This window comes from Streptomyces sp. NPDC021080, from assembly GCF_044333225.1.
Classification (GTDB): domain Bacteria; phylum Actinomycetota; class Actinomycetes; order Streptomycetales; family Streptomycetaceae; genus Streptomyces.
In genome coordinates this window covers 91,608-114,396 of sequence record NZ_JBIRQM010000019.1, presented here as the reverse complement: position 1 = coordinate 114,396, position 22,789 = coordinate 91,608, and the positions used below count along the sequence as shown (strand labels likewise).

Genomic DNA, 22,789 nt, shown 5'->3' with positions numbered 1-22,789 from the left:
ACGCGCTGGGAGAAGTTCCAGGTGTCTTGGGGGTCGAGTTCGATGGCGCGGTTGAGATCAGTCAGAGATTCCTCGTACCGGCCCATTTCCCGGTAGGTGACGCCGCGTTGGCTGATGGCCCATTCGTGGTCGGGTTTGAGTTCAATGGCACGGTTGAAGTCGGTCAGAGATTCCTCATACCGGCTCAGTAGCCGGTAGATGATGCCGCGCTGGGAGAAGTACCAGCTGTCTTGGGGGTCGAGTTCGATGGCGCGGTTGAGATCAGTCAGAGATTCCTCATACCGCCCCATTTGCCGGTAGGTGGCACCGCGCTGGGAGAAGTTCCAGGTGTCTTGGGGGTCGAGTTCGATGGCGCGGTTGAGATCAGTCAGAGATTCCTCGTACCGGCCCATTTCCCGGTAGGTTACGCCGCGCTGGGCGATGGCCCATTCGTAGTCGGGTTTGAGTTCAATGGCACGGTTGAAGTCGGCCAGGGCTTCCTCGTATCGCTCCATTTCCCGGTAGGTGGCGCCGCGCTGGGCGATGGGCCATTCGTAGTCGGGTTTGAGTTCGATGGCGCGGTTGAGGTCAGTCAGAGATTCCTCGTACCGCTTCATTTGCCGGTAGGTGACGCCACGCTGGGCGAGGTTCCAGGTGTCTTGGGGGTCGAGTTCGATGGCGCGGTTGAGGTCAGTAAGAGCTTCCTCGTACCGCTCCGTTTGCCGGTAGGTGGCGCCGCGCTGGGCGATGGCCCATTCGTAGTCGGGTTTGAGTTCAATGGCACGGTTGAGGTCAGTAAGAGCTTCCTCGTACCGCCCCATTTCCCGGTAGGTGACGCCGCGCTGGGAGATATTCCAGCTGTCTTGTGGGTCGAGTTCGATGGCGCGGTTGAGGTCAGTAAGAGCTTCCTCGTACCGCTTCATTTGCCGGTAGGTGGCGCCGCGCTGGGCGAGGTTCCAGGTGTCTTGGGGGTCGAGTTCGATGGCGCGGTTGAAGTCGGTCAGAGATTCCTCATACCGCCCCATTTCCCGGTAGGTGACGCCGCGCTGGGCGAGGTTCCAGGTGTCTTGGGGGTCGAGTTCGATGGCGCGGTTGAGGTCAGTCAGAGATTCCTCGTACCGATTCATTTCCTGGTATGTGATGCCGCGCTGGGCGATAGCCCATTCGTAGTCGGGTTTGAACTCGATGGCGCGGTTGAGGTCAGTAAGAGCTTCCTCGTACCGGTTCACTTGCTGGTAGGCGAAAGCGCGCATGGTTAGGTTGGTCGCATCTTGGAAGTTGAGCTCGATGGCGCGTTCGAGATCGGCTATTGCCTCCGGATGCTTGCCCATGAGCAAGTAAATGGCTCCGCGCTGGGCGAAGTAGTCACAGTCTTGGGGAGCGAGATCGATGGCACGGTTAAGGTCAGCGAGCGCTTCCTCGTACCGGTCCAGCATTTGGTATGTTACGCCGCGGCCGTAGTAGGCGCGAGAATTCTCCGAACTCAACGCGATGGACTTATTGTACTGAACGAGAGCAAGTTCAGGCCGACCCGAATTTCGGTAATCCCGACCGCGGAGAAGGTGGACAAATGACTTTCCCTCAGAGTTGAGGTGCGCGCGGTCGGCGAGAAGAGCAAGCGCCATGCTCTCAGGGTGCTGGTCGTCATCCGTATCTAGCACAGTGATGAGCTGTTGGCCCCAATCAAGTACCTCCCGAGCGTCGGCATCCAGACCAGCCTGGACGAGCATCAATACCCACCGACGCAGGGTAGCTACGCTGTGATCGTAGGCGTCGAGGAGTTCGCGAAGCACTTGGGAGAGAGCAGTGTGCGGTTCGGCGCAGAGAGAATGGTAGGTCTCTTGAAGACGGAGGTTTCGCCAGTCTTGGCTTTCCCACCAGTCATTCTCTGGCGGGCCCCCGTACTCCAAGTGATTCCGCTGGTTTTGAAAAGCGGCAGAGAGTCGGGTGTGTTGCTCCTTCCAGCGCGCCGGGGACTGCTGGCGCTGGAGGCGCAGCATCGTGTCGCGAACGACGTCGTGATAGCGGCAGCGACCTGCCCGGTTTGTGACGAACGGGAGGGAGCGTAGCCAGTCGAACAAGCCTGCTGTATCTTCACCTGCCGATACGTGACAAATATCTTCATCGAACTCTTGAGGCAGGGCGCAGGCCAGTGCAGCAGCGCGGCGTGCCGGGTCGGTCTCCCATTTCAAGAACCTCTCCACAGCAGTGCCACTTGGGTCTCCGACGTCCTCGGCGCTAGCAGGCCGGGTTTCGGCGAGCGTGGACAAGAGGACAGGCAGTCGTCCTGACAATCTCAGGATCACTTCCACGGTACGTTCATCGATGATGCCTTTAGACATCAAGAATCTGCGCGCCTCGGATTCGGTGAATACTTCCAACGGCAAATAGGTGATGAGGTCCAAGCAATCGACCCAGGCGCCAGTATCCAGTCGGTTTTGCCCTGCCAGTAAGACCAGAACGTTCGCTGACAGTTCTCCGTATCGATCAGAAAGCAGGATGTCTCGAAGCCACGAATCCAGGAGTGGACCTGTGCGCTCATATGTATCGAAGATCAGCACCACCCACGGGTGCCGCTGCGCGACTTCCGCCAAGTCCTGGAGGAAGATGGGGGTGAGAACCCTTAGCGGCGTCATGATCAGCTGAATATCGTCGTGGTTGCGGAAGCGGGTGCTGAGCATCGCCTTGATTCGGTCCGCGCCGACTGCCACTTGATTGGGATCGACCGCTCCAGTGAATGCTCCGACCCCAGGAAGCATGCCGAGCCCGACAAGTCCCAATTGTGAAGCAACCAGACTACCTGATGACGGGTTTGGCATTGCATTTCCCGATCCTGTGTCCGATTCTCCAGCGGCTGGCTGGGCCGCTGGTACGGATCCAGATGCGGCATCGGCTTCATGTCGACGCTGCCGGTAGGTCGCTAAGGCTTTGTCAAAGTTCTTTAGATTCATGCCTTGTTGGGAACACTGCGTACTGATGGTCTCCATCGCCTCCATTACATCGGCAACGGATTCATCCACGCACGCCGTGACTGCTTGGCGCTCTCTGGCTTCACTTTCCAGTCGGCGGAGCAGAGTAGACTTTCCGACTCCTGCTGGCCCATGAATGTGGAAGAGAAATTGTATGGCTGTCTCGGGAGTTTGCCTGAGCGCCTCCGCAAAGACCGCAAGCTCACCCTGTCGTCCTACGAAGCCGTCTCGGCGCTGTCGCCGAATCAACTCCTGCCGTGAGACCCTCCGCGCTGCCAATGCGTCTCCTCCTGGGGCGGCAACTTAACCTCCATGAGCATGTTGCCGTATCCGTCACGGAGTTGCTCCCTGTCTGTGTGAAGTCGATGGCTTCCTAGAGACAGGTAGGGGTGTAATGGGCGGGACTCGATATCCGAATGCGTGTTCGCGCGCCATGGGATCCCGCCTCAACCCAGCACCGTCCTCAGCTCCCATCCCGTCTGCCGTCGGCCCACACACCATGGAGCGGGCGTGGTTCAGGGCGTCAAGGTGGAGCGCGCCACTGCATGAACGACTGTGAGGATTGGTCGTGGCATCGCTCGGCTCTGGCTGGGTCGACGGCAGACGGGATGGGAGCACCCCTGCGCACACCACACTCGGCCGGCACCCGCGAACGGAGCCCCCGCCATCTCGGAGCCTGAGCACCCCCGCCGGAGGCACGTTCCGACCGGAGCACTCCGTCTTCAACTCTCTACTCATGGGCCGTAGCTTGCTGCGGCCCCAGGGTCCCGGCCCCGGCGCCGAAGGCGCAGAGGGGTCGGGCCCCAGGGGCCAGCCCGCGCTTGCGCGGGCACTTGACTGTGCAGGAAAACCTTTAGCGTCAGTGGCCGAACTGCGGCCGCCCCGCGACTACGGCTGGCCGCTCGGCTCCTCCGGCCCGACTCCCACGGCTGAATATCTCGAGCGTGGGAAGCTTGAGCCTGACAACGGGCAGACAGGGCAGGGGGAGAACGAGTGTCGGAGCGTGTCAGTCCTCGGGGAACCTTTCTCAAGGTCGCGGACGCGGTGAAGGCCCGGATCGCGGATGACCCGGAGCTGACAGAGCTTCCGTCAGCTGCGGACCTGATGCGCGACTACGACGTCTCGCGTGGAGTCGCGCTGCGTGCCTTCGGCGTCCTCCAGAAGGACGGAGTCGCCGAACCAGTTCCCGGGGGCCGCTGGCGAGTGATCCGCGAAGGGCAGCGATCCTCCCGACGACCGCTGGAAGAGCAGTTCCGCGACATCATCGCGGATGAGGGTCTTGAGGTCGGGGCAGCCTTCCCGAGCGCCTCTGCACTGGCTACGAGGTTCGGAGTCTCGCGTCCCACAGTGACGAAGGCTCTCGACAAGTTGGAGGCCGCCGGCGTGTTGGCGGGTGGGGGACAAGGCAAGGTACGGACGGTCCGCGCCGTGCCGATTCGAGAGGAGCGTTCGTAGCTTGTCGGAGTTGACGGAGTGGGCCTACCCCCTCGCGGAGTCGCTGCTCGCTGAGGTACTGCCCCGGCGGTGGCAGCACTGCTTGGGTGTTGCTGAGCGAGCACGAACAATCGCGCTCATCCTTGGGGAAGATGCCGACCTGCTGGAAGCCGCGGCTGTCCTTCACGACATCGGCTACGCGCCCGACCTTGCCAAGACCGGCTTCCACCCTCTCGATGGCGCCCGGTACTTGCGCAACGTTGCGAACGCCGACGAGCGGGTCGTGCACCTGGTCGCACACCACTCCTGCGCGTGGATGGAGGCCGAAGCACGCGGCCTGCGCGAGGAGTTGGAGGGCGAGTTCCCTCGCGAGAGTGCGCACCTCAATGACGCTCTCTGCTACTGCGACATGAACACCACGCCGGACGGAACACCGACGAATCCCGTGGACCGGATCAACGAAATCACGGGACGCTACGGGCCGGACAGTTTGATCGGTACCTTCATCCGCCGCGCCGAGCCAGAGATCCTCGCGAGCACGGCCCGCGTCCTCGAACGGGTCGCGGCCGCCAAGCCTCAGCCGATGTAGGGAGTCGTCCTCGTACCGTCCATCGCGTGCTCGATCCGGAGTCGCATGGTGGGGTGGACGTCCAGTGTCGACAGGTCCGCGGGGGCCACCCAGCGGACCTGTGTCGTCTCGTTGCTCGTACGCACCTCGCCGCCGACCGGTCGCGCTCGGAAGCAGATACTGAACTGTTGGCGGACCTCGCCGTCGTCGTATCGCATCACGTGCCCGGGGTCGGTGTAGATCCCCGAGACGTCGACGACTTCCGCCTTGATGCCCGTCTCTTCCCAGACCTCGCGCACGACGGTGTCACTGATGGACTCCCCGACATCGTGGCCGCCACCGGGCAGCGCCCAACGGCCGTTGTCGGATCGCTGGATCATCAACACCTCTCCCGCGTCGTTCTGGACGAATGCCACGACCGAGGGCACGACCGAGTTGGCCGGCGGGGCGTCGGGGTCGTGCAGGTAGTCAATCCGTCCCATGTTCAAGCTCCCGTGATGTCGCGGTCCGTGATGGGGCGAGCGCCGCCCCAAGTCTGTTCGATGCTATTCGCGTACGTGTCGAACAGGCTGCCGCCCGGCATGCGACGCAGGTGGAAGACCGGCGCCAAGTACGCACCGATGCCGTAGACGTGCGGGTTCACGAGCATCTCGTCATCGGACCGGTAGATGGAGTTGTAGAGCGTCGAATCGTGCAGTCGGAAGCTGATATCTGGGTGGCTCTCGAAGAGTGGGCGGTAGTTCAGTAGGGCATTGCGGATCTTGCCGTCCATGATCCGGTGTCCTTCGTCTATGCCGCGTTGCCGGACCGCGTCACTGCCCGGGTTCCCCAGCAGGATTCGCACCTGCGTGGTCCCGGCCACCTTCGCCTTCAAAATGTCGTGAAACACGGGATCTTCGGACAGGAACAGCCCGGAGTAGACGAGTACGTCCAGGCGGTGCTCCGCCCGTGCGTAGATCTCGCGCCAGAGCCCAGCAGGCACCGTGTGTCGATGCGGGTAGACCGCGACGATCTCCGCCTTGCTCAGGTCCATCGCGCTGTCGACGCTGCGACTGTCGTCCCACAGCGTGGTCACGTCGACCTGGAGCGCTGAGGCTGTCGCGTACTGGTGGCGCCGGTAGGGCACTTTGCCCTGAGTGATCCAGCGCTCGACAGTCTTCGGGTTGACCTCGATCACTTCCGCCAAGTCCTGGATGCTCATGCCTCGCGCCAGGAGAGCGGACCGTAAGCGCTCATTGGACATCTGCACTCCCGATGGGACTTCTAGGGAGCTCTTGACGGTAGCCAGATCTGCCCGAGCTGTCCACGCAGGGGGTCACCAACTCCCCTGAGCTGCACCGATGCTGATGGTGCGCCAGAAAGTCCCCGGCGCAAAGCCAAGAGGTTCCGTCGGTGCACTTGACGGGGCCCAGTGCGGTACCTGTAAAACAGGTACCGCATCACTGAGCACCCGGAGAGCCTCGTGAAACGGGTTCAAAGGCAGTGTCCGTTGGTTGAGAACTCAACAGTGTGACGAATTGGCGGGGTGTGAATCCCTGCCCCCGCAACGGCCCGGGTGATGGCCGCTGGCGGCCACTTCCCCGCATACCGGCTCTGGAAAAACAGCCCTCGGGATCATCCCTTCCTCACGGGAGGTCAGCCCTTGGGTCTGCCACCTGGTGTGCGCCGCCCTGCTGGCGTCAGAGCAGTGACGATGACGCGCCCGACTCCCCGGCTCGGGACCGGGCCCGCCCCACAAGGGCGGACCGGCGAAGCCGTATCCCTGCGCACTCGCGGGAGGCCGGTCATGGACCGACGAAAACGACAGGCGCCGCCGAACGGACCCACGGCCAGTGCCTGAACCACCTGGGTCCACTTCCGGGCTCGTAGCTTCTCGGCTGCGGCCGGCTGCCTCTCCCGCCCGTCCGGCCCACCCTTGGTGGCGGCCGTACGGGCGGGAGCGCGGGGAGCCGGAATGCCGACGGCCCCAACACGCCAGAGCGGTCCCCCGGGAGGCAACCCGAGGGACCGCGTGCAGGCACCTGATTGGGAGGCACCTGTGGTCACGAGTCTGACAGACGCAGAGCGGGCCGAACTGGCCCGCAAGGCCGCTGAGGCGAACAAGCACAGCCAGGACAACGCTCGTGCCCGGGGTGGCCACTGATGGCCGACACCGAGCACGAACGGACGAAGCCGCCGCTGCCGGTGCGCCTGCCACGTCCTCATCCACACGCGGCCGTGAACGGCCGCTGAACCAACCCATCCACAACGGCGCGCACCCCCCGGAGTAGCCGCTCCGGGGGGTGCTGTTCGGGCCGTTCCACCTGTGAGAGGAACACGACCCAATGAACGACATCGTCACTGTTCAGGAAGCTGTTACCGCGTTCGCCGAGTTCATGGAGCCGACGGATGCGGAGCTGGATGCGATTGAGCGGGAGATGCCCGCGATCCTCGCGGACGTCGACCTGATCGACGCGCAGATCATCGCCATGGACCACGCCCCGAACGACGTCGACACCCGCCGGGTGCGCCGGGCGCTGGCCCGGGTGCTCGCGGCGCGGGCCAAGCTGACCAACCGTACGGCCGGCACGTCCCTGGCGGGGGGTGCGGCATGAACGAGGACATCCGGGCGTTCCTCGCCGCTGTCCTGGCCGCCATCGACCTTCCCGCCCCGGCCACGCTCGGCGACCACGCGGCGTTCCAATGCCTTCTGGAAGACCGCGTGCTGGACGCGGTCGTCGCTCTGACCGGAGCTCTGGGTGAGCCGCCGACGGCCGACTGGGGGCTTGGCTGGCACACCGACTACCTGTGCAAGCAGCTCGCGACGAAGCCGCCGACCACCTACCGCCACTTCAACGCGGACGGGGGTGCGCGGTGAAGGCCAAGACCGTACTTCCCGCCGTCGCGATGACGGCGGTGTCCATGGTCCTCACCCTGGCCGTGGTCATGATGTGGCTCGGTCGCGCGATGCCGTGGCCGGTCGCTCTGGTCGTTGGTCTGGGCATAGACGGCGGATGGCTGGCCACCCTCGCCTACGAACGGCGCCTTGCCGCCCAGGGCGACCACAACCGCGCGGTGACCGCCGTCGGCTGGTCCTTCGGTTTGGTCGCGGCCAGCGTCCTCATCGCCCATGCCCTCACCGCCGAAGCCAACACGGGCGCGTGGCTGGCCGTGGCCTGGCTGCCGATCGCGGCGAAGGCGCTGTGGCTGGTGCACGGGCTGTGGGAGGCCACTGCACTCACCCCCAACGCCCTCGGGGCGATCCGGGGCATCCAGCAGGAGGCGCGCGACGAGGCGGCCGTGGCCCGTGCCCGGCTGCGGGCCGAAGCGGTCACGGAGGAGACCCGGTTGACGGCCGTGACGCAGGCTGGTGCCCGCGTCGCCCGCGTCCAGGCCAAGACCGCACAGACCCTCTCGCGGGCCTGGTCGACGCTGGAAGCGGCGCGGGAGGGCGAGGACACGGGGCGGGCGCTGAGCAGTGTGACGCACCGCGTCACACCAGACGTCACGCGCCGGTGGCAACTGCCCGTCTGGGGACCCACCGAGCCCGTCTCCGCCTTCACGCTGGCGCCCGCGCTCACTGACGCGGATCTCGATGTCCTGGTCGACGAGATCCGCACCAGCGAGGTTCCGGCCCTGTCTTACCGGGAGATGGCGACCCGGTTCCGGGCGGCCGGCCACTCCGCATCCGAGGTTCGCCTGCGGGCCGCATGGAAGCGGGTGGCGGCATGAACACCCTCCCCTCCCTCTTACCTGCCCTGCCACCCGTCCTCGGCTGGGCGGTCCATGCCCGGTGGCTGCACGGCCGACTGACCACGGCCCGCCGCGACCCGCTCACCGGACTGTGGACCCGGGATGCATTCACCCGCCGGGCCCGCCAACTAGTGCGCGACCCCCGCGCCGTAGTCGTGCTCGCGGACGTCGACCACTTCAAACAGGTCAACGACGTCCACGGGCACGCAGCCGGTGACGCCCTGCTGGCCGCGGTCGCGGCCCGCCTCGCCCATGGCATCACCCCTGGCGAGGTCGCGGGTCGACTCGGTGGGGATGAGTTCGCGGCCGTCCTGGTCGACCGCGACGGAACAGTCGCCGACCGACTGCACACCCTCGCCCGCGTCCTGGCCCGACCGGTCGACACCGACCCCGACGTCCACACCACGGTGTCTCTGGGGTGGGTGCGAGCCGCCGACCATCCGGGCGAGGACCTGTCGGCGCTGCTGCGTCGCGCCGATGAGGCGATGTACGCGGCCAAGAGGTTCGGCCAGTCCGGTCCTCGCCGTGCCCGGCTCGGACGGCTGCTCGGGTCGGTCGCTGGACGCCGGCCCGGACGTCGCGGCGCGGCATGAGCGCGTTGCCCGTCTACCGGTGGCACCTCGCCCCGGACGGCTACGCCACCCGCCGTCAACTCCGCGCCCGCGGATTACGGCCCGGCGGACAGTCGGTGGCCGCAACGCTCGAACGGCCGCGTCGTCGCCGCGGACCGCTGGTCGCCCACCTGTATCGGGTCGACCTCGCTGTGTCGGTGCGTCCGATGACGGCCGCTCGGTGGCGGGCACACGCCGCGATGATGCGCGCACGCCGCACCTGCCCACGCTGTCGAACGGATGTGGGCTACTGCATCCCGCGGTCTCACGGCATCTGCGGAATGCGCCTCTCCGCTGAAGAGGCCACGGTCCGGTTCGGCTCAGAAGAGGTTGCTGACCAGGGCGACGGCCCACATGCCGTAGGTCTTCCAGCGATGTGATGTGCGGCAGTACAGCCGCGGCTTGCGCCGTCCTGCCTGGCTGATGTGCGTCTCGCACCACCGGCATGGCAGTTCGCCGTGGTACCGGCCGTCGTCCCCCAGATGAGCCCCCATGAGCAGGACCTTAGCCGCCCGAACAGCCACTCGACAGGACCGTTCCCGAGGACCAGCGCGCCACTCAGACGGCGGGCCCGGCCGGCCACCTTCCACAGCAATCGGCTGGGCCCTCAACTCCCCTTGAAGGAGTCCGCACATCGTGACCGAGAACACCGCGCTCCCGCCCCCGAACAGCACGATCGACTACGCGTGGCACGCCTGGGTGACGGTGCCCGGCCAGGGCCGCGCGTTCGCCCACGGCACTGTCACCGTCCCCGCCGCTTTCTGCTGGGACCGCGTCACCCGCGAGGTCGCGGCCTGGCTCGGGTCCCAGGGCGTGACCGGGCGGCTCGACGACATCCACCTCATCCTCGCCCCCGACGCCGGAATGGCGGTCTGACCATGTCCAAGCCCGACACCCGACGCCTTGACCGGGCGATCCGCGAGACGAACCGCAAGCTCGAAGCGGTCCGACGCGGCGAACTGTGGCCGCTCACCGGTTCGGAACGCCGGGCGATGCTTGCCGCGCTCGCCGGCGGCTCGTACCGGGTCCTGCGCGGCAAGAGCACCGGCCGCGCGGACAACCGGATCGAGTCCGTGTCCACCTCGGCGGAGACGCGGCTGATCGCGGAGCTGACCGCGTTGCAGATCGAGCGTCAGCGCATCGTCACCGAGGCCGCGCGCGCCAAGGCCGCGAAGAAGTCCTCCAGCTGGTGGTGAGCATGGCGCAGGTGGAGTCGCGTTGTCCCGCGGCTCATCCCGAGGACCCCACGCCCTGCGTCGGGCCGCCCGCGCCGGCGGTCCTCTCCGCTCGCTGTCCTCGCCCCTTTCGGTGAAACAGGGTGCTGGTGGCGAAGGCACGTACCGCCACCAGCGGTACTGGAGCTTCTTCCCTCGTTCAAGTTCCCGATCGCTACTGGTCCCCGCCGCCCTGCAAGAGGTTGAGGACGGAGTCGCTGTATCTGCCCGAGATGCCGAGAAGTTCATGGTTGCGGCTGGGCCCGACGGCGATCTGATCGTCCTGGGTGGGTTTGCGCTTGGGCCCGACATCGACTTTGACCCGGGCCACGGGATCGAGGGTTACCTGGAAGTCGTCCGGGGTCTCGGTGATGGCGGCCGTGGCACTACCGGCGGCCAGGATGGTAGCGGCGCAGGTCAGAGCCACTGTGGCAAGCACTCGCTTGATCATTTACACAGGATGCCGGAGAGAACGTTCAGGCGAAATCGGCCGAACGGGGCGAGTGCCGGTGTGCCCTTTCAACCCGGTGCCGGTGATCGGTAAGCAACCCCTTTCGCGGGGCGGACCAAAGTTCAGGAACAGGCGCTGACCAGCGCACCAGCGCACCTCCTCGCCCCGCGCCACGACCAGGCGAGGGGCGCCCTTCCCCCCTTCCACGTTCACCCCGGACACCGGGGCAGTCAGGAGTGTCTCCAACCATGAGTGAAAACGTCGTTCACCTGCACAAGAACACCGACCCGGCACCCGAGCCGAACACCGTGACCACGCTGACCGTGGTCCCCGACCCGGCCCCCGCCGCACCGGTCCCGCTGTGGGTCCGCTCCGGCCGCGCGATCCGCACCGCGGTCACGCACGAGACGACCAAGACGACCGCCCGCGCGGTTGCCCGGCACACCCTCTACGTCGTCGGCGGGGCGCGGATCGCGGCGAAGCGGACGTGGGACGGGCGGACCGCCTCCCGCTACGAGCGGATGTTCCGCGCCGCCGAAGCCGCCGGGAACTACGAGGTGGCGGCGGAGTGGGAGGAGCGGGGGCAGCACTTCCGCGAGGCCCGCCACCGCCGCCGCATGGACCTGCTCCACTCCCCGCTCGACGCGGCCAAGGGCGTCGGCATCACTGCCGGCATGGGCGTCGGGTCGCTGGTCGCCCTCGGGGTCGTGATGGCGATCGCGACGAAGGACGCCGCGCAGGTCGTCACCCCACTGATGGCCACGATCGAGTTCATCAACCTCCTGATCAGGATCGTCCAGGTGGTCTGGGGCCCCGGCCTCGCCATCGGCCCGTTCCTGGCCCTGCTCGCCTTATGGGCGGTGGGCAGCAAACGGCAGGCCGCACCCGCGTGGGCGCTCCCGGCGAACGTCCGCAACAGCGAGGGTGAGCCGATCACCCCGTCGATCGTGGTCAAGGCGCTGCGCGACCTCGGAGTGCCCGCGCTGCGCAGCGCGATCAAGGAGATGGGGGACGCCGGCGCGGGCATGCTCGGTCCGATCCGGATCGCCGGATGCGGCGTAGAGGTCGACGTCACGCTGCCGTCCGGGGTGTCCACGATCGAGGTGCAGAACCGGCGCCGGAAGCTCGCGGAGAACCTGACCCGCCACGAGCACGAGGTGTTCATCACCATCCCCACTGCGGCCCGCACGGTCCGCCTGTGGGTGGCCGACTCGGGTGCGTTGGATGAGCCGATCGGCCCGTCGCCGCTGGTCACCGACGAGACGCTGACCGCGGACTATGCCAAGGGCCGCGCCCCCTGGGGTGAGGACCTGCGCGGCGACGCTGCGGCTCTGTCTCTCTTTCAGCGGCATCTGCTGATCACGGGTCTGTCGAACCAGGGCAAGACGGCTGCGCTGCGGTCGCTCGCGCTGTGGCTGGCTTTGGACCGGTCGGTGCAGTTCCTCATGGGTGATCTGAAGGGCGCCGGGGACTGGCGGATGTTCGACGGTGTGGCCACGACGCTGATCGAGGGCCCGACGGACGAGCACGTGATCCAGGTGACCGAGATGGTCGAGGGCGCGGTGGACGAGATGAACCGGCGTCTCCAGGCCCCGCCCGGCACTCAGTTCCCCGCCCTGATCGTGATCGTGGACGAGGCGCAGGTCGCGTTCATGTGCCCGGCCAGGGACGAGGACAAGCGCCCCTACGGCGGCGCCAAGGCCAACTCCCGGTACTTCATGGCCGTCCGCAAAATCCACAACCAGGGCCGTGCCGTGAACGTGCTGATGTGGCAGGGCACCCAGGACCCGACCAACGAGAACCTGCCCAAGCTGGTCCGAGAGGGCGCCCACACCCGCGCCTCCCTCGCCCTGGGCACCGAGCAGCAGGCCCGCATGGCGCTCGGCGACAAGGCGGTCGACGGCGGCGCCGCGCCGAACCTGCTGCGCCCCGGGCTCGACAAGGGCACGGTCGTCGTCGCCTCCGACGGCATCGCGATCCCCGCCGGGCAGGCGTCCATCACGGTCCGCACGCACTACATCGACACCGAAGAGGCGTACGCCATCGCCGACCGGGCCAAGGCCCTGCGCGACGGGGTCACCACCCTGACCGTGATCGAGCGGGGCGAGGACCGCGACCCGCTCGCCGACATCCTCACCGCGCTCGGCGACAGGCCGCGCCTGCTCACCGCGGATGTCCTCAAGCGGCTTGCCGCACTGAACGAGGATGCCTACGGCGACTGGACGAACGGCGACCTTAAGCGGGTCATGGAGGCCGAGGGCGAGGAGCCGAAGAAGTCCCACGGCCGCATGGTCGTCCACAAGGATCACGTCCTTCGGGCCATCGCCCACCGCGATGCGGACGGTTCCGCTTCCGTCTCCGAATAGCGGGGAGGCGCGGCCGTCCGGTCCGGGGAGGCGGGGAGGTCCCGCAGGTCAACCCCCGAAACACCCCTCCACAGGCCACCCCCAAGGGGGTGCCCCAGCCTCCCCAAACGTGCACCGGAAGGGATTCCGCATGTACCCCGAACACCCCACCGACAGCCGCCCCGTGACCGCCGTGGAAGTCCACCAACCCGTTCCCCTCGCACCGGCCGCCGCGGCGTCGGCACCCCTCGTTGCCGTGCAGCCGGGCAGCGTTCCGGCGGTGGCGAGCGTGGTCCTGCCCGACGGGCGGGTCGTCACCGGCTACGCCATCAAACCCGCCCAGCCGGAACCGGTCGCGGCCATGCCGGCCGTCTCCCGCACGGCCGTGAACATCGCCCTCGGAGGGATCGGCTTCGCCGCGGTATGCGGCGGGCTGCTGCTCCTGACGACGTTCATCGCCGCACTGACCGCACTCATCATCCAACTGATCACCCTCGCCGCCGTCATCTTCGGCGGCTGGATCGCCGTACAGATCTTCTGCGCGTCCGGCTCCAAGAGCGGGACGACGGTCAACATCCGCAAGGCCGTGATCAAGCGCAGCCACTTCCACGGCTGACCGGGACGAGAGCAACGCTCCCTAACCACGGTCGTCGGGGTCCTGCCGCCCGATTCGGGAGAGCACAAGTCCCGGGCCGTCCCTACGACTGCGAGGGCGACAAACAACACTGTGAAGGCCCACCCGGCTGCACTCCAGGTCGGCGCCTGAGCGAGCAGCATCCACCCCAGTGCACCTAGCGCAGCCAAGATGAAGCCGCCCACCACGTTCTCCAGCACGGCCCTGCCCACGTCGCTAGCCCCGATCTCCCTGTCCTGCGGCCGCAGGACGCCCGCTTGCCCGGACCACCGTGGTACTGAAAGCCAAGATTCCGACGCCAACCGCTCTTCCCACCGACTGCATCAGATCACTGGACGCCGCCTCTCCGGCCGCCATCGCAAACATGCCGACGGCGAACACCAGCACCCCCAAGCCGTAGAGGCGAGTGCGCTCCACCGACCGCCGAATGTTGGGAAGTACCCAGCCAAGAGTGATCGCTGCGATGCCGCCGACGGCGGCCACCAACGCGCACAGGGCAAAAAGTGCCGCGAAGTAGATGGCCATGGGTCCCCTCCGAGTACCAGATCCAGGGCAGATGCCCGCGTGATCTTTACAGCCTCCGGACCCTACGTCCACACACGCCCGCAGCCTGCTGCCGCCCTCGCCCAGTCGACTCCCAGCTACGCCAAGGGCGGCCCCCACTCCGCCAAGAACCGGGGCCGCCCTTGCTGTCCAGCAACTCATCAAGGAACTGGAGATATCCAGCATGACGCAACCCACCGACAGCCGGGGAGAGCACCGGCGTGCCGCTCTGTCCCTGGCATCCTCCGGCGTGCCCGTGTTGCCGTTACGAGCGGGGAAGGTGCCGTTCGGGAACTGCCCGGCCTGCGCCAAGAACATCTGTGGCGGCCGTCCGAACATGAAAGTTCCCGGCTCCTGCGCCTGCCCGCGTCCGTGCCACGGTTGGGCAGCCGCCACCACCGACCCCGGCGTCATCGGCTCCCCGATGTGGGCGCGAGCCTGGCGGGAGGCTGCTGGGGTCGCCTATCACCCGGGCGGCGCAGGGCTCACCGTGGTGGACCTCGACAACGCGGAAGCCATCGCATGGGCCCGGGCAACGCTGCCCACCACGCGAACCGTGCCGACGATCCGTGGTGAGCACTGGCTCTACCGGGGCGCCATGCAGTCCGCCAACGCGGTCCGGCCCGGCGTCGACATCAAGTCTCTTATGGCGTACGCCCGTTGGCTCGGACCCGGCACCGGCGCTATGGCCGCTCTCCCGGACGCTGGGCACGCCCTGGCAGTAAAGCCATCCACCGCCCGCACGGCTCCACAGGCGCTCTCAGTGCCCCTGAGCACCCACCGGGGGGAGTGCCCGCACCGCACGCCCACCTATCTGGACCGTGGGATCGCCATGGCGGAACAGCACATTGCCGGGGCCCGGGAGGCAGTGCACACCACCGTCTACCGAACGTTCCTCGCAGTGCTGTCCACACACGGCCGTTGCGGCTGTCTCACCGAGGCGCACACCGCGCGGCTGTTCAACGCCGCGCAGGCCAAGGGCGAATCACCCCGGCACTGCACGGATGCCTGGACCAACGCCCTGACCACGTTGGGACTGAGTCATGGCTGAGGACGAGAAGAACCCGGCCCGCGAGGTCATCGCGGACTACGCGCAGGCGCACTTCCGATACTTCCGCACCGCGGACGGGACCGTGTACGCGCAACGGAACGGCCACCCTGTGGCTCGTCCTATGCGCTCCCAGGGCACGACGGGCAGCCACCGGCAAGAACTCATCGTCGGCATGTACCGGGACGGGGTCGGCGTGTTCAACGGGACCGCGCTCAAGGAGGCACTGGACTTGATCGAAGCACTCGCGCTGTACGAGGACACGCACGCCGTGCACATCCGCGTGGCCCCCGGGTTCGACGGGGCGACGTGGCTGGACCTGGGCCGCAACGACGGGCAGTCCGTCCGCATCCACCCGACCGGCTGGGACATCCTCACCCCCGACCCGCGCGAAGTGTGCTGGCGGCGCACCCAGCTCACCGGAGAACTCCCGCTGCCGGTCAAGGACACCGACGGCAAGGGCATCGATCTGCTGATGCGGCTGTGCAACTTCGCCACCGCGGAAACCGAGTGCCTGGCCATCGCGTGGCTGATCGGCTGCCTCGGCCCGTCCGTGCCGGTCCCGGCGCCGTTCCTCACCGGGCCGCAGGGCGCGGGCAAGTCCACCGGGGGCCGGATGCTCACCCGGATCATCGAGGGCATGAGCGGCGACCTGCGCCGGGCCCCGAAGGACGAAGAGAACCTGATCGCGGCCGTGGCCGCAGGATGGATCACCGCTCTGGACAACCTCTCCCACATGACGCCGGACCTGTCCGACGCGATGTGCTGCATCGTCACCGGGGCCGAGAGTGTCAAGCGAGCCCTGTTCACCGACGGCGACGTCTTCCGCGTCGGCTACCGCCGGCCCCTGCTCCTGACCGGCATCGACGTCGGAGTCATCCGCCCCGACCTCGCCGAACGCCTCCTGCCCTTGCGCCTGGAACGGCCCAGCATCCGGCGCACCGAGGCCGAACTGTGGGCCGACTACGCGGAAGTGCTGCCCGTCGTCCTCGGCTCGCTCCTGGACCTGGCAGTCAAGGTGCGCGCAGTGGAGGCGGAGACCCCCACCGATCTGCGGATGGCCGACTTCGCCCACCTGTGCGCCCAGTTCGACGCGGCGACCGGCCTCGGGGCGCTGGCCGCCTACCGGGCCAGTCTGGACGACCTGAACGACGACGTGATCGAGGGCGACCTCCTCGCCCAGACCGTTCTCAGGCACGCCGACACCATCGAGCCGGGCGGCGCGCAGCGGATGACGTCCACCGAGTGGCTGTCGTGCCTCAGCAGCCTCTACACCGGCGACGAGTGCCGTCCCCTGCCCAAAGGGTGGCCGACCACCGGCAAAGTCCTCTCCGACCGCCTCAAGCGCCTCCAACCGACCTTGGCCGCTCGCGGTGTGCTCATCGACACCGGCCGCACCAGCGCGGGCCGCTACCTCGAAATGACCTGCCCGGCCCCGGCGCTCCCGCACGAGCGCGAGCCGCTGTTCTGACCAGCGATCCGCCCGCTCACCCGGACAAGCAAGAAGAGCACCAGGCCCGGCGGGGACGTGCTCTTCTTGTCTGTTCGGCGGAACGCCGCCCAAGGTCGCGCCGCGCAGCGGCTCCTTCTTCACGCTTGAAGCGACACCGCACCACAACAGACACCACCCCCTCTTTTGTCCTAAGAGGGAAGACGGTGCGTCATCCGCGTCACGCGGGCCAGGAAACGGCACCTGGCCTGCGGATACGACCATGACGCAGACGGCGGTCCCTGCGTCATCCTGCGTCATCCGCGTCATCGGATGACGCAGCTCATGACGCTGCGATGACGCACGCCCTGGTTGCCGCGTCAAGCAAAGCAGCAGGTCAGAGCCTCAAGTGACGCTGATGACGCAATGACGCAGAAATCCACACCTCGGACAGGTGCGCCCCCGAGATGCACCCAAGACCTTGCCGACTAGGAGGCACTCCGGAATGAGCGTCACGCTCACCGCTCTCACTGAGCGGCTCTTGTACCGACCGGAAGAAGCAGCGGCCACGCTCGGCATTGGCCGGTCGCTGATCTACGAGGAGATCCGCCTCGGACGACTCCGGACGGTCCGCATCGGCCGTCGCCGACTTGTCCCGCCCGAGTACATCGCGCAGTACGTCGAACTCCTCAAGCGTGAGGCCGAAGCCGCCGCTTGAACCCAGCTCCGACGCAGGGCCGCACCTCCAGGTGCGGCCCTGCGTCTTTTGAAAGGTGAGAGCACATGACGGAGCCGCCCAAGAGGAGTGCCAGGGCCGGGCACGGTGACGACTCGATCTACTGGGACAAGTCCAAGAACCGCTACATCGGCGCCGTGTCGCTGGGCTACACGCCGTCCGGCCAGCGCAACCGCTCGAAGGTGTCGGGCAAGACGAAAGCCGAGGTTCGGCAGAAGCTCCGTGAGCTGCGGAGGGAGTTGACCGATGGCGCCAAGACGCCCGCCCACTACACCGTTGCTCAGGCCGTGACCGACTGGCTTGCCCAGGGTCTCAAGGGCAGGGAAGTCACGAGCGTCGACACCTACAAGAGCCTGGCTGAGAACCACGTCATCCCGCAGTTGGGCAAGGCCAAGGTGCGTGAACTCGAAGCTGACGATCTAGACGATTGGTTGGAGGCCAGGGCGGAGGTTCTCGCGACGCAGTCTCTGAGGATGGTTCACTCGGTCCTTCGTCGCTCGATCAGCCACGCTCAGCGGCGAGGCAAGGCTGTGCGCAACGTGGCTGATCTGGTCGAGGTGCCGGAGGGGCGAGCGGGGCGGCCGAGCAAGTCGCTGTCTCTGGAACAGGCTGCCGCGGTTCTCCGAGCCAAGGACGGCAGTTGGGTCCACGCGTACGTGGTGCTTTCGCTGCTCGTAGGAGTCCGGCCGGAGGAAGCGAGGCCCCTGACCTGGTCGCATATCCACCTCACCCGCTCAGGGAACGAGAAGCCGCACGTGGACGTCTGGCGCTCGGTGCGCCAGCACGGGGACACGAAGACCCGGAAGAGCCGGCGCTCGCTGGCCATGCCGCGGCAAGTTGTCGTCGTCATGAGGGCTCACCAGCGCCGCGAGCGGGTCGCCTGCCTCGCGGCCGGCGAGGAGTGGACGGACGAGCGGCTCGTCTTCCCGACGGAGGCGGGTGAACGTCGCAGTGCCCTGAACGTACGCCGGAACTTCAGGACCCTTTTGAAGGAGGCCGGCTTCAAGGATCCGCAGGCGTGGACTCCGCGCGAGCTGCGGACGAGCTTTGTGTCCGTGCTGTCGGACCACGGGATCCCGATCGAAGTGATCTCGCGTCTCGTAGGGCACAACGGCAGCGGGACGACCGAGAGGGTCTATCGCAAGCAACTGCGTCCCGTCATCGCCGAGGGCGCGGAAGCCATGGACCACATCTTCGGAGACGCGGCTGAGGGCGGAGAGATCGACTGAGGGGCGGGAAACCATCTGATTCTTCGAGCGTGGCTCCCCGTTTGGCTCCCAGTGCCTATGGGATCCGGCAAAGGTATACCTCTGACCTGCGCGAAAACACGCTCTGTCGGTCTATCGGCGCTTACGGTGCCTTTAAGGCGGGGCTAACGGGGGGCTGAGGAAGGGGTCGCCTCTTGGTGGCGTGGATCGTCGAGCTGGTCGGCGGGTGGCGGCACGGCCTCCTTTGCGACAGCTAGGGAACCGGCCTCTGAGACGTCCTGGGACAGTTCGTACCAGCGGTGATCGAGAGCTCGGATTGGATGTGGGCATGGCGGAGGCGTCCGGGGAGACGGCCGGAGGGTTCGGGGGGATGGCCGAGGGGTTCGGGGTGCGGGTGGCCGTCGGCGCCGACGTGGCCGTCGTGAAAGCCGTGATCGACGCCGCGTTCCAGCCCTACGTGGAGCGCATCGGGATCGTGCCGGTGCCCATGGAGGCGGACCACGCGGCGAACGTGGCGGCGGGGCGGGTGTTCGTCACGGGGGAGCCGGTCCTCGGGCTCGTGGTCGTCGAGGAGCGCCCCGGCCATCTGTATCTCGACACCATCGCGGTCCACCCCGACGCCCATGGTCAGGGCATCGGCGGGCGGCTCCTGCGTTTCGTGGACGCACACGCGCGTGCGCTCGGGCTGGACGAGATCAGGCTCTACACCAACGCGATGATGTGGGAGAACCAGAAGATCTACCCGCGATACGGGTACGAGGTGACCGAGCGGCGCGTGAACGGGCCGTACGACCGGATCAACTACCGCAAGCGGCTGGCCTGACAGAGGCGCCGCCGTGAGCCGGCCGCGGGTGCCCGCCAGGGGGTTGATCCGGTGGTGCGCGCGGTCGGCCGGTGCCCGGCGGCGGCTCAGCCGTCCGGCCACCAGGTGCGCGCGATGTCCTTCCGGATCTCCGGGCGCTCGGCGGGGCGCTCGTCGGGCTCGTCCCGTACGCGGCGGGAGTCCGACTTCCTCAGGGGCTTCTGCACGGTCACACGGCGCATGGCTGCCTCCTCGTGTCTACCGGATTCCGCGGTGTACGGAGGTAGACCGTTCCGGGGAGAGTTCCTCATCGGTCGCGAAATGTCTGTGGCGGCGGTCACCCCGCGGCTGTCCGCGGCGGGCCCGGGCCGATTGTCAGTGGTGGGTGACATCGTGGAACGCGTGGTGAGCGACGGTGGAACGCATCAGACGGCGGGCGTCGACTGGGACGCGCAGTCCGGCACTTTCGACGAGGAGCCCGACCACGGGCTGCGCGATCCCGAGGTCCGCGGCGCCTGGGTCGCCCGGCTGCGGGACTGGCTGCCCGGGAAGCCCGGCGATCTGCTCGACGTGGGCTGCGGCACCGGCAGCCTGTCGCTCGTCGCGTCCGAGCAGGGGCACCGGGTCACCGGGGTCGACCTCGCGCCGCGCATGATCGACCGGGCGCGCGCCAAGCTGGCCGGACGTGACGCGGTGTTCCTCGTCGGTGACGCGATGGCCCCGCCCGTCGGCGAGCAGCGTTTCGACGTCCTGCTCACCCGCCATGTGCTGTGGACGCTGCCGGATCCCGGGCGCGTGCTGCGGCACTGGCGCGGTCTGCTGCGCCCGGGCGGGCGGCTGGTCCTCGTCGAGGGCGTGTGGGGGACCCTGAGTCCGGTCGGCATATCCGCCGAGCGGATGGTCACCCTGCTCCGGCCCCTGCTGTCCGACGCCGCCGACCTGCGCGTGGAGCCGCTGTCGGACGACGCGCTGCTGTGGGGCCGTGAGGTCGACGACGAGCGGTACGCGGTGGTGGCCCGCTTCTGAGCGGTGCCTTGCGTGGAACGGTGCCTTGAGCGGAATGGTGCTTTGAGCGGAACGGTGCCGCTCGTCGAGCGGCACCGTTCTCGGGCCCAGAGGCCCAGAGGCCCAGAGGCCCAGAGGCGCCGGGCACGGTCGGCAGGTTCCGGGGCGCCGGAATCGACCGTCAAGCCCCGAAGCGCTGGTGCCTCGGCGACACCCCTAGCTCAGCAGGGCCTCGAAGCCGCCCTCGCGGGCCAGGTGTTCGAGGTCGTCCAGGGCCTTCTCGGCGGCGGCAGCGGCGGCCGGGTCGGTGGTCGCCAGGCCGCTCTCCGCGAACTCGTCCTCGTCCAGACGCCGTACGTCCGTGCCGTCGGCCGAGCGCCACAGGTCCAGGTCGAGGTCCTCGACGACCAGCCGGTCTTCGAAGACGGTGGCCGGACGGGTGATGTCGCAGTACCAGCCCTTGCGTTCGCCCGTGGCGTCCCGGACCTCCTTCACCGAGTACCAGCGGTCCCGCCAGTAGTACTCGGTGAAGACATCGCCCTTCTCGAACTGCACGAAGCCGAAGTCGCGGACACCGTCGCCCGCCCAGGGGGCGCGCACGACCACCCGGTTGCCGTCGTCGGCGAGCAGCTCGGCCGGGTAACTGATCTTCGTACGGCCTGCCTTGACGAGTACGACCTCCAAGAACGAGCCGGGCATGTCAGCCGAGGTCGCGGACATGGTTCACCTCCGTTGCGCAGATTTCATAGCCGAACCATTCATTGATCGCCAGCATCGGTCCGTTGCCGGCGTCGTTGCCCGTGAACGCCTCCGTGAACCCGGCGGCGCGGGCCCGGTGCAGCGAGTGGTTCTTGGCCAGCTTGGCCAGACCGCGGCCCCGGAAGGCGCGGCCGGTGCCCGTCATCACGGTGCCGTAGCGGGTGCCGCCGTCGGTGCGGGCCGCGCTGAACGCCGCCGGCCGGCCGTCGACGAGCACGACGGACGTGAGTTCGTGGCTCAGGAGCGGGTGGTGCCAGGTCTCCGTCAGCCAGGCCTCGTAGTCCGTGAACTCGCGTTCGATGTCGCTCGGTTCGTCACGGAGCGTCTCCGCGTCGAGCCTGAACAGCGGCCGCGGGTCGTCCGCGAAGTCCGCTCCCGTGCGCAACTCCACACCGTCCGGCGGGGGCTGGAGCGGTGGCAGGGTGCCGTTCGCCAGGTCGAGGCGGAGGAAGTGCGCCGAGCGGGCCGCGCGATAGCCCCGCTTCTCGGCGAAGGCTCGATTGCCGGGTTCGTCCAGCACCCAGGCGTGCAGCCGGGTCGCGCCCAGGGCGGCCAGCCGCTCCTCGGCGGTGCGGGCCAGCAGCGAACCCGCGCCGCGTCCCGTCCGTTCCGGGTGCACGTAGACGTTGAGGTTCCCCTGGCCGGGCTCCGGGCTGTCGTGGACGAGGCTCACCTGCGCGGTGCCGATCAGTTCCCCGTCCTCCTCGGCCAGCAACGGCCGGTAGTGGGAGTCGGGATGGGCCTGCTCCAGTGAGTAGGCGACGGACTCGGGGGTGAAGAGCATGAACGGGAGGGCCTGTCGGCGAATGCGCGCGAACCCCGCGGCGTCCGCCGGGTCCCCGCGCCGCAGTTCGCGAACGATCACGGTCATGTGATCGCACGTTACGCGGGCGCCGTGTGCGGGTGCCTCTCATTTTCGTGCGGGTACGGGACAATCGCCGCGTGACCCTGAAGATCCGCATCGCAGAGGGGGCCGCGCCGTACGAGCAGGTGCGCGCCCAGATTTCCGAGCAGGCCCGGTCCGGCGCGCTGCCGGTCGGCTACAAGCTGCCCACGGTACGGGGGCTGGCCGAGTCGCTCGGCCTCGCGGCCAACACCGTCGCGAAGGCCTACCGGGCCCTGGAGTCGGACGGGGTGATCGAGACGCGGGGCCGCAACGGCACGTTCGTCGCCGCCGCCGGGGACGCGGCGTCACGGGAGGCCGCGTCGGCCGCGCAGGCCTACGCCGAGCGCGCGCGACGGCTCGGCCTCACCGAGGCCGCCGCGCTGGACGCCGCACGAGACGCGTTGCGGGCGGCCTTCGAGGACGTTTCCCAGCCGTG

27 protein-coding genes are annotated in these 22,789 nt (G+C 67.7%); 18 read left to right on the top strand and 9 right to left on the bottom strand.

Translation table 11 applies throughout. The annotated features are described in order from the left end of the window. A partial coding sequence (locus tag ACH4S8_RS36805) for a tetratricopeptide repeat protein (RefSeq protein WP_398402233.1) occupies positions 1-3,197 on the bottom strand: 3,197 nt, incomplete at its 3' end. A gap of 744 nt (positions 3,198-3,941) precedes the next feature. Here ACH4S8_RS36805 and ACH4S8_RS36800 point away from each other — a divergent pair. Continuing rightward, positions 3,942-4,403, top strand: a complete 462-nt coding sequence (locus ACH4S8_RS36800; protein ID WP_398402102.1) for a GntR family transcriptional regulator — start codon at positions 3,942-3,944, stop codon at positions 4,401-4,403. A 1-nt stretch (position 4,404) separates the two neighbouring features. Continuing rightward, on the top strand, positions 4,405-4,971 hold the full coding sequence (locus ACH4S8_RS36795) for an HD domain-containing protein (RefSeq protein WP_398402100.1): 567 nt from the start codon (positions 4,405-4,407) through the stop codon (positions 4,969-4,971). On the opposite strand, the gene ACH4S8_RS36790 is transcribed toward ACH4S8_RS36795, so the two are convergent. Beyond that, positions 4,959-5,432, bottom strand: a complete 474-nt coding sequence (locus ACH4S8_RS36790; RefSeq protein WP_398402098.1) for an NUDIX domain-containing protein — start codon at positions 5,430-5,432, stop codon at positions 4,959-4,961. The two genes, ACH4S8_RS36795 and ACH4S8_RS36790, sit on opposite strands and share 13 nt — an antisense overlap. A gap of 2 nt (positions 5,433-5,434) precedes the next feature. Next, positions 5,435-6,151, bottom strand: a complete 717-nt coding sequence (locus tag ACH4S8_RS36785; RefSeq protein ID WP_398402096.1) for an XRE family transcriptional regulator — start codon at positions 6,149-6,151, stop codon at positions 5,435-5,437. Positions 6,152-7,274: 1,123 nt separating this feature from the next. Between ACH4S8_RS36785 and ACH4S8_RS36780 the strand changes: the two genes are divergently transcribed. From ACH4S8_RS36780 to ACH4S8_RS36760, 5 genes are read left to right on the top strand one after another with little or no spacing between them, the layout of a single operon-like run. Further along, positions 7,275-7,544 (top strand): DUF6284 family protein, encoded by a 270-nt coding sequence (locus tag ACH4S8_RS36780; protein WP_398402094.1) that lies wholly within the window; start codon positions 7,275-7,277, stop codon positions 7,542-7,544. Further along, the gene (locus ACH4S8_RS36775) at positions 7,541-7,807 is read left to right on the top strand and encodes a hypothetical protein (RefSeq protein ID WP_398402092.1); all 267 of its coding nucleotides are present in this window, start codon (positions 7,541-7,543) and stop codon (positions 7,805-7,807) included. The genes ACH4S8_RS36780 and ACH4S8_RS36775 overlap by 4 nt, the downstream gene beginning before the upstream one ends. Further along, entirely contained in the window at positions 7,804-8,661 is an 858-nt protein-coding gene (locus tag ACH4S8_RS36770) for a protein spdB (protein WP_398402090.1), read from the top strand. Before ACH4S8_RS36775 ends, ACH4S8_RS36770 begins: the two co-directional genes overlap by 4 nt. Next, a complete protein-coding gene (locus tag ACH4S8_RS36765; protein WP_398402088.1) occupies positions 8,658-9,275 on the top strand; it encodes a GGDEF domain-containing protein in 618 nt (205 codons plus the stop codon). Before ACH4S8_RS36770 ends, ACH4S8_RS36765 begins: the two co-directional genes overlap by 4 nt. Further along, positions 9,272-9,673, top strand: a complete 402-nt coding sequence (locus ACH4S8_RS36760) for an RRQRL motif-containing zinc-binding protein (protein WP_398402086.1) — start codon at positions 9,272-9,274, stop codon at positions 9,671-9,673. The genes ACH4S8_RS36765 and ACH4S8_RS36760 overlap by 4 nt, the downstream gene beginning before the upstream one ends. Here the strand turns inward: ACH4S8_RS36760 and ACH4S8_RS36755 are convergent. After that, entirely contained in the window at positions 9,614-9,787 is a 174-nt protein-coding gene (locus ACH4S8_RS36755; protein ID WP_398402245.1) for a hypothetical protein, read from the bottom strand. The genes ACH4S8_RS36760 and ACH4S8_RS36755 overlap by 60 nt on opposite strands. A 142-nt stretch (positions 9,788-9,929) precedes the next feature. Between ACH4S8_RS36755 and ACH4S8_RS36750 the strand changes: the two genes are divergently transcribed. Both ACH4S8_RS36750 and ACH4S8_RS36745 read left to right on the top strand, forming a co-directional pair. Further along, positions 9,930-10,169, top strand: coding sequence for a hypothetical protein (locus ACH4S8_RS36750; RefSeq protein WP_398402084.1), 240 nt, complete (start codon positions 9,930-9,932; stop codon positions 10,167-10,169). 2 nt (positions 10,170-10,171) lie between these two features. Then, positions 10,172-10,489: a hypothetical protein gene (locus ACH4S8_RS36745; RefSeq protein ID WP_398402082.1), complete on the top strand. Its 318-nt coding sequence runs from the start codon at positions 10,172-10,174 to the stop codon at positions 10,487-10,489. A 193-nt stretch (positions 10,490-10,682) separates the two neighbouring features. Here the strand turns inward: ACH4S8_RS36745 and ACH4S8_RS36740 are convergent, their stop codons facing one another. Beyond that, positions 10,683-10,958, bottom strand: coding sequence for a hypothetical protein (locus ACH4S8_RS36740; RefSeq protein WP_398402080.1), 276 nt, complete (start codon positions 10,956-10,958; stop codon positions 10,683-10,685). 248 nt (positions 10,959-11,206) lie between these two features. On the opposite strand from ACH4S8_RS36740, the gene ACH4S8_RS36735 reads away from it, so the two are divergent. Further along, positions 11,207-13,324, top strand: coding sequence for an ATP-binding protein (locus ACH4S8_RS36735; RefSeq protein ID WP_398402078.1), 2,118 nt, complete (start codon positions 11,207-11,209; stop codon positions 13,322-13,324). A 130-nt stretch (positions 13,325-13,454) separates the two neighbouring features. Continuing rightward, complete coding sequence (locus ACH4S8_RS36730; protein ID WP_398402076.1) at positions 13,455-13,919, top strand: hypothetical protein; 465 nt, start codon at positions 13,455-13,457, stop codon at positions 13,917-13,919. 234 nt (positions 13,920-14,153) lie between these two features. On the opposite strand, the gene ACH4S8_RS36725 is transcribed toward ACH4S8_RS36730, so the two are convergent. Next, on the bottom strand, positions 14,154-14,462 hold the full coding sequence (locus tag ACH4S8_RS36725; RefSeq protein ID WP_398402074.1) for a hypothetical protein: 309 nt from the start codon (positions 14,460-14,462) through the stop codon (positions 14,154-14,156). A 202-nt stretch (positions 14,463-14,664) separates the two neighbouring features. On the opposite strand from ACH4S8_RS36725, the gene ACH4S8_RS36720 reads away from it, so the two are divergent. The 5 genes from ACH4S8_RS36720 to ACH4S8_RS36700 all read left to right on the top strand — a co-directional run bounded on the left by ACH4S8_RS36720 (position 14,665) and on the right by ACH4S8_RS36700 (position 19,724). Continuing rightward, the gene (locus ACH4S8_RS36720) at positions 14,665-15,531 is read left to right on the top strand and encodes a bifunctional DNA primase/polymerase (protein ID WP_398402072.1); all 867 of its coding nucleotides are present in this window, start codon (positions 14,665-14,667) and stop codon (positions 15,529-15,531) included. Then, a complete protein-coding gene (locus tag ACH4S8_RS36715; protein WP_398402070.1) occupies positions 15,524-16,999 on the top strand; it encodes an ATP-binding protein in 1,476 nt (491 codons plus the stop codon). Before ACH4S8_RS36720 ends, ACH4S8_RS36715 begins: the two co-directional genes overlap by 8 nt. A gap of 463 nt (positions 17,000-17,462) precedes the next feature. Beyond that, positions 17,463-17,675 (top strand): helix-turn-helix domain-containing protein, encoded by a 213-nt coding sequence (locus ACH4S8_RS36710; RefSeq protein ID WP_398402068.1) that lies wholly within the window; start codon positions 17,463-17,465, stop codon positions 17,673-17,675. 65 nt (positions 17,676-17,740) lie between these two features. Further along, complete coding sequence (gene xerC, locus ACH4S8_RS36705) at positions 17,741-18,922, top strand: tyrosine recombinase XerC (protein ID WP_398402066.1); 1,182 nt, start codon at positions 17,741-17,743, stop codon at positions 18,920-18,922. A 349-nt stretch (positions 18,923-19,271) separates the two neighbouring features. Further along, positions 19,272-19,724, top strand: a complete 453-nt coding sequence (locus tag ACH4S8_RS36700; RefSeq protein ID WP_398402231.1) for a GNAT family N-acetyltransferase — start codon at positions 19,272-19,274, stop codon at positions 19,722-19,724. Positions 19,725-19,810: 86 nt separating this feature from the next. On the opposite strand, the gene ACH4S8_RS36695 is transcribed toward ACH4S8_RS36700, so the two are convergent. Next, on the bottom strand, positions 19,811-19,945 hold the full coding sequence (locus ACH4S8_RS36695) for a hypothetical protein (RefSeq protein WP_328454114.1): 135 nt from the start codon (positions 19,943-19,945) through the stop codon (positions 19,811-19,813). A gap of 163 nt (positions 19,946-20,108) precedes the next feature. Here ACH4S8_RS36695 and ACH4S8_RS36690 point away from each other — a divergent pair, with 163 nt between their 5' ends. Continuing rightward, positions 20,109-20,729, top strand: a complete 621-nt coding sequence (locus ACH4S8_RS36690; protein WP_398402063.1) for a class I SAM-dependent methyltransferase — start codon at positions 20,109-20,111, stop codon at positions 20,727-20,729. 195 nt (positions 20,730-20,924) lie between these two features. Here the strand turns inward: ACH4S8_RS36690 and ACH4S8_RS36685 are convergent, their stop codons facing one another. Beyond that, positions 20,925-21,428 carry a DUF402 domain-containing protein gene (locus tag ACH4S8_RS36685; RefSeq protein WP_398402061.1) on the bottom strand — a complete coding sequence of 168 codons (504 nt, stop codon included), beginning with the start codon at positions 21,426-21,428 and terminating at the stop codon, positions 20,925-20,927. Next, positions 21,409-22,338 (bottom strand): GNAT family N-acetyltransferase, encoded by a 930-nt coding sequence (locus tag ACH4S8_RS36680; protein WP_398402059.1) that lies wholly within the window; start codon positions 22,336-22,338, stop codon positions 21,409-21,411. The genes ACH4S8_RS36685 and ACH4S8_RS36680 overlap by 20 nt, the downstream gene beginning before the upstream one ends. 71 nt (positions 22,339-22,409) lie before the next feature. Here ACH4S8_RS36680 and ACH4S8_RS36675 point away from each other — a divergent pair. Further along, positions 22,410-22,789: GntR family transcriptional regulator (locus ACH4S8_RS36675; RefSeq protein ID WP_398402057.1), on the top strand; the 380-nt coding region annotated here is incomplete at its 3' end.

What these genes read in the sequence shown, in the direction of transcription:
- ACH4S8_RS36790 (WP_398402098.1), bottom strand. Translation starts at nt 5,432, where the DNA reads ATGGGACGGATTGACTACCTGCACGACCCCGACGCCCCGCCGGCCAAC.
- ACH4S8_RS36785 (WP_398402096.1), bottom strand. Translation starts at nt 6,151, where the DNA reads ATGAGCATCCAGGACTTGGCGGAAGTGATCGAGGTCAACCCGAAGACT.
- ACH4S8_RS36780 (WP_398402094.1), top strand. Translation starts at nt 7,275, where the DNA reads ATGAACGACATCGTCACTGTTCAGGAAGCTGTTACCGCGTTCGCCGAG.
- ACH4S8_RS36775 (WP_398402092.1), top strand. Translation starts at nt 7,541, where the DNA reads ATGAACGAGGACATCCGGGCGTTCCTCGCCGCTGTCCTGGCCGCCATC.
- ACH4S8_RS36765 (WP_398402088.1), top strand. Translation starts at nt 8,658, where the DNA reads ATGAACACCCTCCCCTCCCTCTTACCTGCCCTGCCACCCGTCCTCGGC.
- ACH4S8_RS36760 (WP_398402086.1), top strand. Translation starts at nt 9,272, where the DNA reads ATGAGCGCGTTGCCCGTCTACCGGTGGCACCTCGCCCCGGACGGCTAC.
- ACH4S8_RS36755 (WP_398402245.1), bottom strand. Translation starts at nt 9,787, where the DNA reads ATGGGGGCTCATCTGGGGGACGACGGCCGGTACCACGGCGAACTGCCA.
- ACH4S8_RS36745 (WP_398402082.1), top strand. Translation starts at nt 10,172, where the DNA reads ATGTCCAAGCCCGACACCCGACGCCTTGACCGGGCGATCCGCGAGACG.
- ACH4S8_RS36740 (WP_398402080.1), bottom strand. Translation starts at nt 10,958, where the DNA reads ATGATCAAGCGAGTGCTTGCCACAGTGGCTCTGACCTGCGCCGCTACC.
- ACH4S8_RS36735 (WP_398402078.1), top strand. Translation starts at nt 11,207, where the DNA reads ATGAGTGAAAACGTCGTTCACCTGCACAAGAACACCGACCCGGCACCC.
- ACH4S8_RS36730 (WP_398402076.1), top strand. Translation starts at nt 13,455, where the DNA reads ATGTACCCCGAACACCCCACCGACAGCCGCCCCGTGACCGCCGTGGAA.
- ACH4S8_RS36725 (WP_398402074.1), bottom strand. Translation starts at nt 14,462, where the DNA reads ATGGCCATCTACTTCGCGGCACTTTTTGCCCTGTGCGCGTTGGTGGCC.
- ACH4S8_RS36720 (WP_398402072.1), top strand. Translation starts at nt 14,665, where the DNA reads ATGACGCAACCCACCGACAGCCGGGGAGAGCACCGGCGTGCCGCTCTG.
- ACH4S8_RS36715 (WP_398402070.1), top strand. Translation starts at nt 15,524, where the DNA reads ATGGCTGAGGACGAGAAGAACCCGGCCCGCGAGGTCATCGCGGACTAC.
- ACH4S8_RS36710 (WP_398402068.1), top strand. Translation starts at nt 17,463, where the DNA reads ATGAGCGTCACGCTCACCGCTCTCACTGAGCGGCTCTTGTACCGACCG.
- xerC (WP_398402066.1), top strand. Translation starts at nt 17,741, where the DNA reads ATGACGGAGCCGCCCAAGAGGAGTGCCAGGGCCGGGCACGGTGACGAC.
- ACH4S8_RS36700 (WP_398402231.1), top strand. Translation starts at nt 19,272, where the DNA reads ATGGCCGAGGGGTTCGGGGTGCGGGTGGCCGTCGGCGCCGACGTGGCC.
- ACH4S8_RS36695 (WP_328454114.1), bottom strand. Translation starts at nt 19,945, where the DNA reads ATGCGCCGTGTGACCGTGCAGAAGCCCCTGAGGAAGTCGGACTCCCGC.
- ACH4S8_RS36685 (WP_398402061.1), bottom strand. Translation starts at nt 21,428, where the DNA reads ATGTCCGCGACCTCGGCTGACATGCCCGGCTCGTTCTTGGAGGTCGTA.
- ACH4S8_RS36680 (WP_398402059.1), bottom strand. Translation starts at nt 22,338, where the DNA reads ATGACCGTGATCGTTCGCGAACTGCGGCGCGGGGACCCGGCGGACGCC.